Here is a 7149-nt window from a genome sequence, read left to right on the forward strand (position 1 = left end):
TGAGCCGGGACGCGATAGTTGGAACCTGGCCACGCATATTGGAACTGGACGGCTCACGATGCCCCTGGCGGTGGCCTGGGTGTCGGTGGCATCGGGTTGGATGATGCTTGTGACTGTCTATGACGTAGCCCGCCAGCTCCCCGCTATCGCCGATCTGCGGGACCTGTGCCGTTCACTGGCGATGCTCGACGCGATCCTGAGCCCGGACTGGGAAAGCCGGTACTACTCCTTCAACGCCGGCTGGGCCGGCGGCGAGGAGATGGCCTCGATGCGCAACGGGTCAGGAGACGAGTACTCGATCGTGTTCTCGGCGGCCGGGGCCTATGTGCGCGGCTTCGACCACGAATCGCCGATGAGCCCGTATGGCAACGACGGCGAGCCCTGGCCGGGAGTGGTCGACGAAGTCCCTGAGCTCTTCAGGTCCTTCGTCGAGGAGCCGGCGTTCACCGATGAGGAGGGGGTGCCTGTCGTGACGGCCTGCTTGTGGCGGGGAGTGTCGGACGGGCGGTGGCACCACGGGACGATCGACTTCCCTGAGAGGGCTGTCGATCCTGACGGGGCGACGAGCCTGTTCAGCCTCCTGATCGACCGCTCTTCAGCAGCGTTCCAGCGCTTCGCCGAGGACTACTACGAGGTCTCCATCGACCTGGGGGCGGTGAGCCATCTCTATGCCTTGAGGCCGCTGAACCAGGAACTCGTATCATTGCTGAACCCGGAGGTTGGCTTGGCGGACCTGGCCCAGGACATCTCCGAGATCGGCTATCCGCAGCTAGACCAGGAGTTGGCCTAAACGCTGTCGATCTTTCGGATGAGCTGCTCAGCGTGCTGGAGTAGAAGCCCGCGTAGTGCTGTGAAGTGATGGATTCGGCCTGGCCGTGCCAGTTTGGCCCACGTGCTGCTGCGCTGGTCGAGCCATGATCTTCGGAGTCCTTCGGGTTGTTCTGCCTCGATCGGCCGTGGCGCGAAGAGCGGTTCGCCGTGGGTGACCTGTGCCCAGACGAATGCGGATGCCTCTTGGCGCTTTCGGTCGTCCAGATTGGGCTGGATATGGCCGGGGACGGCCGGCAGGCGATCGGTCATCTCTTGCCAGGTGTCGCGGGTCAGTGCCCAGCGGTGGAGTGCTTCGCGGCGTCTGCGGTAGTTGATCGGGGCGGCGGCAGCGTCCAGGTCGTGGGCCAGGTTGTGCAAGGCTCTGGTGAAGTCCTTCGATCCCTGGTCGAGCCACCGGTGGAGCCCAGCTGTCGTGGTGTATTGGCCGCCCTTGGGGTTGATGCCGAGGTAGTCGGCTGCGTCGCCCATGGCTCCGCCGGCTGCCCACTGGACGAGGAGGACGGCTCCGAGGCGGCGCATGGACTTGGCGTAGGAGCCCGGCTCAAGTGGTGCGAGGTGCTTGTCGAACCAGTCCCGTTCCAGGAGTGCGGGGACGTTTTCCGGGCGGTAGCCATCGGTGCGGTCGGGGACCCTGGTCCCGCGTGGGCTGGTGCGCCGGTAGGAGCGGGTGCTCGGTGCGGCCGCCTGCTGCATCCTCTCCGAGCATGAGGCCCTGTGCCGGTCGAAGACCTGCGTCCAGGGGGTTCGGCTGGGGCGCCCGTCCCAAGACTCCCGCGTGTGCTGGGCCAGTACTTCGTCGAGGTCGGAGGCGTCGAGCAGGGTCGAAGCGGCGGTCAGCAGGCCGGCTGACGCGATCGCGTCCCTGGGCGGCCTGTCGAATGCTGGCTTCCCGCCAGCTCCGAGGGACTGGACGTGTTCGTCCACTGCCTCGCGGGCCCGGGGATCGAGCATGTCCCAGCTCTTGGGCCAAGTGGTGCAGAGGAGCGAGGTGACCACGCGCAGGTCGGTGAACCGGGAGGAGGACTCCTCGGCAGGGCGGCCGGGGCCGAGGAGGTCGAGCAGGTCCCGCTGGATCTTGAGCATGCTGGCGCTGGGACGAGACGGTCCAGCAGGGCTCCACTCCAGGCGGGCTCCGCAGGAGCGGCCAGTGCGGCCCTTTCCCCGGACTGGGTTCGGGCCGTCGGAGGGGACTGGGAACCGGCATTGGGCTGGGTCGAGGGAACCGTCTGCGGCCTGGGCGATCAAGTGGGGCAGTGTCCGCTGGAGTTCGTGGGGCTGCGGGCAGCCGTGTTTGAGGAAGACCTCGTGGATGGGACAGGCGAAGGCGATGGGCAGGTGCCAGGCCGTCTTCCAGGCCCCGCTGTCGTCGGCGAGGCATTGCGTGCAGTAGCGGGGGAAGTCGTTGAACAGCCAGTCCTCCCGTGTTCCCCGGCGGTCGAGGGCTGTGAGTGCCCGGGCGATGGGGGGATAGCGGTCCTGCCAGGGAAGGAACGTCAGTCCTGCGGTTTCGTCCTCGGTCAGTCGGGTGGCCCGGGCGAAGCGGTCGATGTCGAGGTCGAGCAGGAGCTGGCGGCCCAGAACCGATTCTGCGGGCCGCTTGATGCCGGTCAGCCGGGCCAGCCGGATGGGCGAGAGGCGGAGGCGGTGGGCCAGTCGCAGGAGGTAGCCGCCGAGGGATTCTTCGGGCAGGGGGTCCAGGCTCCGCCCCAGGGGCCGGTTGTTCCGGGGGAGCTCATCCATCGGCGGCCTGCTGTTTGCCGTGGTCGTCGAAGACCGTGTTGCGTCCCCTCCTGGGCTTCTTCGGGGGCTGGACGTTCTGGGGGATCTTCGGGACCTCGCCGGCCTCGGGATCCAGGTCCGCGAGGTTGCCCAGGCGGATGGAGGTCCGGGCCAGCAGTTCCGGGGTCAGCCTCTCCTCGCGGCTGGTGATCGCCTCGGTGCAGCCGTCCTCGATCAGCCGCCGCAACAGGCCCACGATGCCGTGTGTGCGCCGGAACAGGTATTCGGGCATCTCGCCTTTGGTGAGCATCCCGTCGAAGGAGCGGAACAGTCGCAGTTGGTCCTCGATCCCGGCGAGGTGGTCCAGGAACGCGGTGATCCCTGCGGGGGTGCTGTAGTCGAACGGGTCGAGGTCGACCATGTCGAAGCGCCGCTCGGTCTGGGTGGAGGCGGCTTCGTTGTGGCTCTTGCCGCGTTTGACGTCCGGGAAGACCCACTGTTTGGTGCGCGGGTCGATGTAGGCGCCCCGCAGCAGTCCGGAGTGGGGGATGTCGACGCCGATCAGCACGAGCGTCACGTTCAGGTCCATCAGCTCGCGGATCAGGTCCAGGGTGTCCTGGTCGTCACCGCGGTGGAGCCGGAGCCGGGTCACATCGTCGATGAGCAAGGCGGTCGTATTGTGGTCCCGGACCGCGTCCCGGACCGAGCGGATCAGGTCATCCAGGTTCTTGGGGTGGGGGTCTCCGTAGATGTCCAGGATGGTCTTGCACAAAGCCTTCGGCGTTGCTCGAACCGGCAGTCGGCAGTAGCCGACCGGAACGAACACATCACGGGTGCCGAGGAGTTGGAGCTGGTCCGGGAGGACCTGGCGGTGGACCGAGCGCCACAGGTCCTCGAAGATCGCCGCGGCGGAGCACGCGGTCTCCGTCTTGCCCTGGAAGCCGCCGCCGTTGACCATCAGGCCGTCACGGGTGCCAGGCATGAACTTCACCGCATTGTTCTCCAAGCGCCCGCGCATCAGGTTGGAGACCCGCATGCTCATCGGCGTCTCCTGCAGGCGCATGTTCACGTGGCTGGCGGTGCGGTGCAGGTCATGCAGGCCGCGTCGCTTGGGACTGAGATCGGCGTACTCCTGCAGCGAGAGCCGCGGGGCGGGGACGAACGTGTCGCGCATCCGGAGCCACTGCTGCCAGCCCTCCCAACGGGTGCGGTCCGGGGGCGGTCCGATCCGCAGGAACGGGACGATCGGGTTCTCGTCCTCGACGGGCCCACCTGTCATCCTTGTTCCCCCTCGTCGTCCTGGTCGTCCTCGGGCAGGAGGAAGACGTTGCGCTCCCGGAAGCTAGACCCCAGCGGGGGCGGGATCTTCGGGGCGCCGGAGACGGCGGCCTCGCGCCTGCGGCGGCGTTCGGCGTCGAGGGTCTCCTGGGTCTGCCGGCCGCGCTGCGGCCACTGCAGTTCGGTCACCGTCGCCTGCTCGTCCACGGTTCCGGCCTGCGCGGATGCGGGTGCGGGGCGGTCGCCTTCGGCGGCTTTGGCCTGGGCGACCTCGCGGGCGTGCTCGGTGCGCTGGGACTTGTTCAGCTGGGTGGGCCACTGGCTGACCGGGATCTTGGAGCCGATCAGTTCCAGCAGCACCGGCAGCAGTTCGGTGTCGGACTTCGGCTTCATCCCGCAGGCGTCGGCCTTCTTCAGCAGGTCGCGGACACGGGCGTCCCCGAAGGCCGGCATCTGGCCGACCGCCGGCAGGCCGGTCCAGGCCAGAGGGTGCCAGGCGTGGGTGATCGGATCCTGGAAGAAGACGGCCCGACGGTCGCGCGGGTCTCGCCGGATGAGCCACTGGCCCTTGTGCTTGCCGCCGCGCGTCGAGCGCTGGCCCCGGTAGTCGGCAAGGACGTTCTGGTCGTCGTACCAAAGTCCGCGGATTTTCACCCCGCGTCGGGCGTCGATGCGCACGTAGTGCGGCGGCAGCAGTTCGTAGAACAGCTCCGGGGAGGGGATCTCCATCGCGAGGCCGGCCTGCGCGAACGAGGCCGCGAACAGGGAGTTCGGGCTGTGGACCCCGTCCGGGTCCCAACTGGGGGCGTATTCTCCCAATTGCCGCCTTTGCCAGACCGAGACGATCCAGGTGGCGATCAGGTGCTCCATCTCGTCCACCGTCAACACGGCGTCGGCCGCCGGATCGGCGCCGCGGTCGGCGATGTCGACCCCGGTGTAGCCCGTCAGCAGCTCGAACAGCAGCTGCCTGCAGGTGCCGAACGCCCGTTCGCAGGCCGCCTTGTCCTGCGGGCGAAGGACACGCGAGGGAAGGATGTTGCAGCCGAGCACGCGCTGCACTTCGACCAGATGATGGTTCCGGTAGACGGACCCGTGGTCGGTGGTCACCGTCTCCGGGGTGAAGAACGGCAGGCCGGCGACCTTGTGCCCGGCGAACTCCGAGACGACCGCTGCAGGCAGGCCCGGGTAGGGCCACTCCAGTTCCTCGCCCCAGTCCGCCCGCATCGGCAGCGGCATCATCACGTCCCGCAGCAGCATCGCGACGTCCACCGCGGTGTCGGAGACCAGCGTGAGCCGGAACGCGACCAGCGAATGCGTGTATGTATCGAGGGCAATTGTCAGGTGCGGCTTGATCGGGTCGCCGAAGACCCCGTCGCGGACCATGACCGGCAGGACCGTGGTGTCCAGGGCGACGACCTGGCCCGGCCGGTGGACCACCACGTGCCCGTTCTTCATCGGCAGCTCGGCCGACCGTGCGTAGCGCTGACGCGCGCCGCCCGAGCCGAACCACTCCTTCCAGACTCGGCAGAGCGTGCGGTAACTGGGTACATCCGTCGCGGCCTCGGGCTCCTCACCGGTGTCCGGGTCTTTCGCGTCGAAGGTCTCGCGGACGTACTGCCGGATCAGGCGGTCCTTCGTCCGCATGGAGACCTTCGCCCCGCGCAGGGTCTCCTCGCGGACCGCGAGGATCGCCTCCCGCACCTCCTCCGACACTGTCCGGTGACCGCCACCCTCCCGAAGCCAGCGGTCGTCCGCGCATCCGACCAGGCCGAACTTCCGGCGCCCGGTTTCCCAGCGGATGAGGGTGTGGACGCTGGCTGCGTCCAGCCCCAGCAGCTTCGCCTGCTGTCGGTCCAGTGCGGCGAGCTCGGCCGCCTTCGCCCGGCGGCGGCCCGTCAGCGTGGTGGTGTCCGGGTCGTACTGGGGCTTGGGTTCGCCCGGTCCGGGCCGCAGCGGATCACCGCTGCGGAACCCGGTCGCCACCTCCAGGAGGTGGGCCATCCTCAGCTCGACGAGCTCCAGCCGACCCTGTTTCAGGTCCTCGACGGTCTTGGGCTGGCGTCCTCGGTCGGCGCCGGCCGAGGCTGTTCGTGAGGACGGCCGGCATGCCGGGTGGTTGGCCAGGAACCGGAAGCTCACCTGCTGGCGGACACCATCGGAGGCGACGAGTTGAACCCGGCTCAGGTGCGGCTCGCGCCGTTCGACTGTCCACTCGGTGCCGTCCAGGACCACTCCGGCCCCGGGTGAAAGGTCCAGCACCGCCCGGGCCGACCTCATGCCACCGCTCCAGGGGCCGCCACCACGGGTGAGCGATCGGCCAGTGGCTGGGCGAGATCGACGCCGAGCCGCCGGTGCCAGAGCAGGTGCAGCAACTGGGCTCGGGCTAGGGGCTCGTAGGTTGCCGTGGCGGCAAGTTCGCCGAAGGTCAGTTCCTTCCGCGCGGACTCAAGGAGCGCAGGCCGCAGCCCGAGCTGGTCGGACAGCGGTCGCCGCTGGGAGGAGAACGCGTCCAGGGACGAGGAGACGTGCTCGCGCCAGCGGGCGGCCACCACGTAGTGCCAGCCGCAGGCCAGGGCGACCTCAGCAGCCGCGGCAAAGGACTCCCGGTCCTTCTCCTTGATCAGGGGTTCCGGGCGCACGTCGATCAGCCAGACCCCCGAACGGGTCACCGCAAGGAAGTCCGGCGTGTGGCTCCTGCGCTTGTCCGCTGTGCCGAAGCGCAGCCTCATCGGCTGCGACACGACGTCGACCAGGTCCCCGGCGAAATCCAGCGCCAGCAGCAGCCGGGCCTCCTCCAAGCTCTCGGCGCCGTGGTGACGGCCGGTGCTGACCAGGAACTGAAGGCCGGGCCGGTGATGCTGTTCCCGCTGCCAGGAGAAACAGCGAATCGGATCACCGTCCACCATCGGCGTCCGGACGAGGTCCCGCACCGGACAGGTCACCTGGTCGCCGCCGGTCTTCCACGTCACCGTCCATCGCTCGGACCAGCCCTCGCCCAGGTCCAGGCCGACCCTGCCAGCCTCCACGGAGACCGGCACGAGGAGTTCGTCCCAAGCGGAGCGGTGAGACCACAACGGCTCACCCGTCGTCACCCCCACCCCACACGCTGCCCTGCGTAGGCACTCGCTCGCTTCCATGTCTCCCAGGAAAGCGGCCACGGACGTCACGAGCCCGGGATGTTCGGAACTGGTTCCAACATGAATGGCAATTCGCCGAACATTGCAAGAAGCGTGGCCAGATGGTTCCAACACGCGTGTCCCGCAGGGTCAGGACCGCCAGGTCACCACACCACGCTGGTTCCACCTATCGTGTCCCGGCACA

The 7149-nt window shown here is 68.4% G+C and carries 5 protein-coding genes; 1 reads left to right on the plus strand and 4 read right to left on the minus strand.

Features of this window, described 5'->3' with window-relative positions:
- Positions 1–103 precede the first annotated feature (103 nt).
- Positions 104–790 carry a hypothetical protein gene (locus J7I97_RS33470; protein WP_214942866.1) on the plus strand — a complete coding sequence of 229 codons (687 nt, stop codon included), beginning with the start codon at positions 104–106 and terminating at the stop codon, positions 788–790.
- On the opposite strand, the gene J7I97_RS33475 is transcribed toward J7I97_RS33470, so the two are convergent.
- The 4 genes from J7I97_RS33475 to J7I97_RS33490 are packed head-to-tail and all read right to left on the minus strand — an operon-like array spanning position 787 to position 6920.
- The gene (locus J7I97_RS33475) at positions 787–2571 is read right to left on the minus strand and encodes a TniQ family protein (protein ID WP_214942853.1); all 1785 of its coding nucleotides are present in this window, start codon (positions 2569–2571) and stop codon (positions 787–789) included. The genes J7I97_RS33470 and J7I97_RS33475 overlap by 4 nt on opposite strands.
- Entirely contained in the window at positions 2564–3829 is a 1266-nt protein-coding gene (locus J7I97_RS33480) for an AAA family ATPase (RefSeq protein WP_214942856.1), read from the minus strand. The genes J7I97_RS33475 and J7I97_RS33480 overlap by 8 nt, the downstream gene beginning before the upstream one ends.
- Positions 3826–6105 (minus strand): DDE-type integrase/transposase/recombinase, encoded by a 2280-nt coding sequence (locus J7I97_RS33485; protein ID WP_214942859.1) that lies wholly within the window; start codon positions 6103–6105, stop codon positions 3826–3828. The genes J7I97_RS33480 and J7I97_RS33485 overlap by 4 nt, the downstream gene beginning before the upstream one ends.
- A complete protein-coding gene (locus tag J7I97_RS33490; RefSeq protein WP_308369437.1) occupies positions 6102–6920 on the minus strand; it encodes a TnsA-like heteromeric transposase endonuclease subunit in 819 nt (272 codons plus the stop codon). The genes J7I97_RS33485 and J7I97_RS33490 overlap by 4 nt, the downstream gene beginning before the upstream one ends.
- Positions 6921–7149 lie beyond the last annotated feature (229 nt).

This window comes from Streptomyces sp. ISL-87 (assembly GCF_018614095.1).
Taxonomy (GTDB): domain Bacteria; phylum Actinomycetota; class Actinomycetes; order Streptomycetales; family Streptomycetaceae; genus Streptomyces.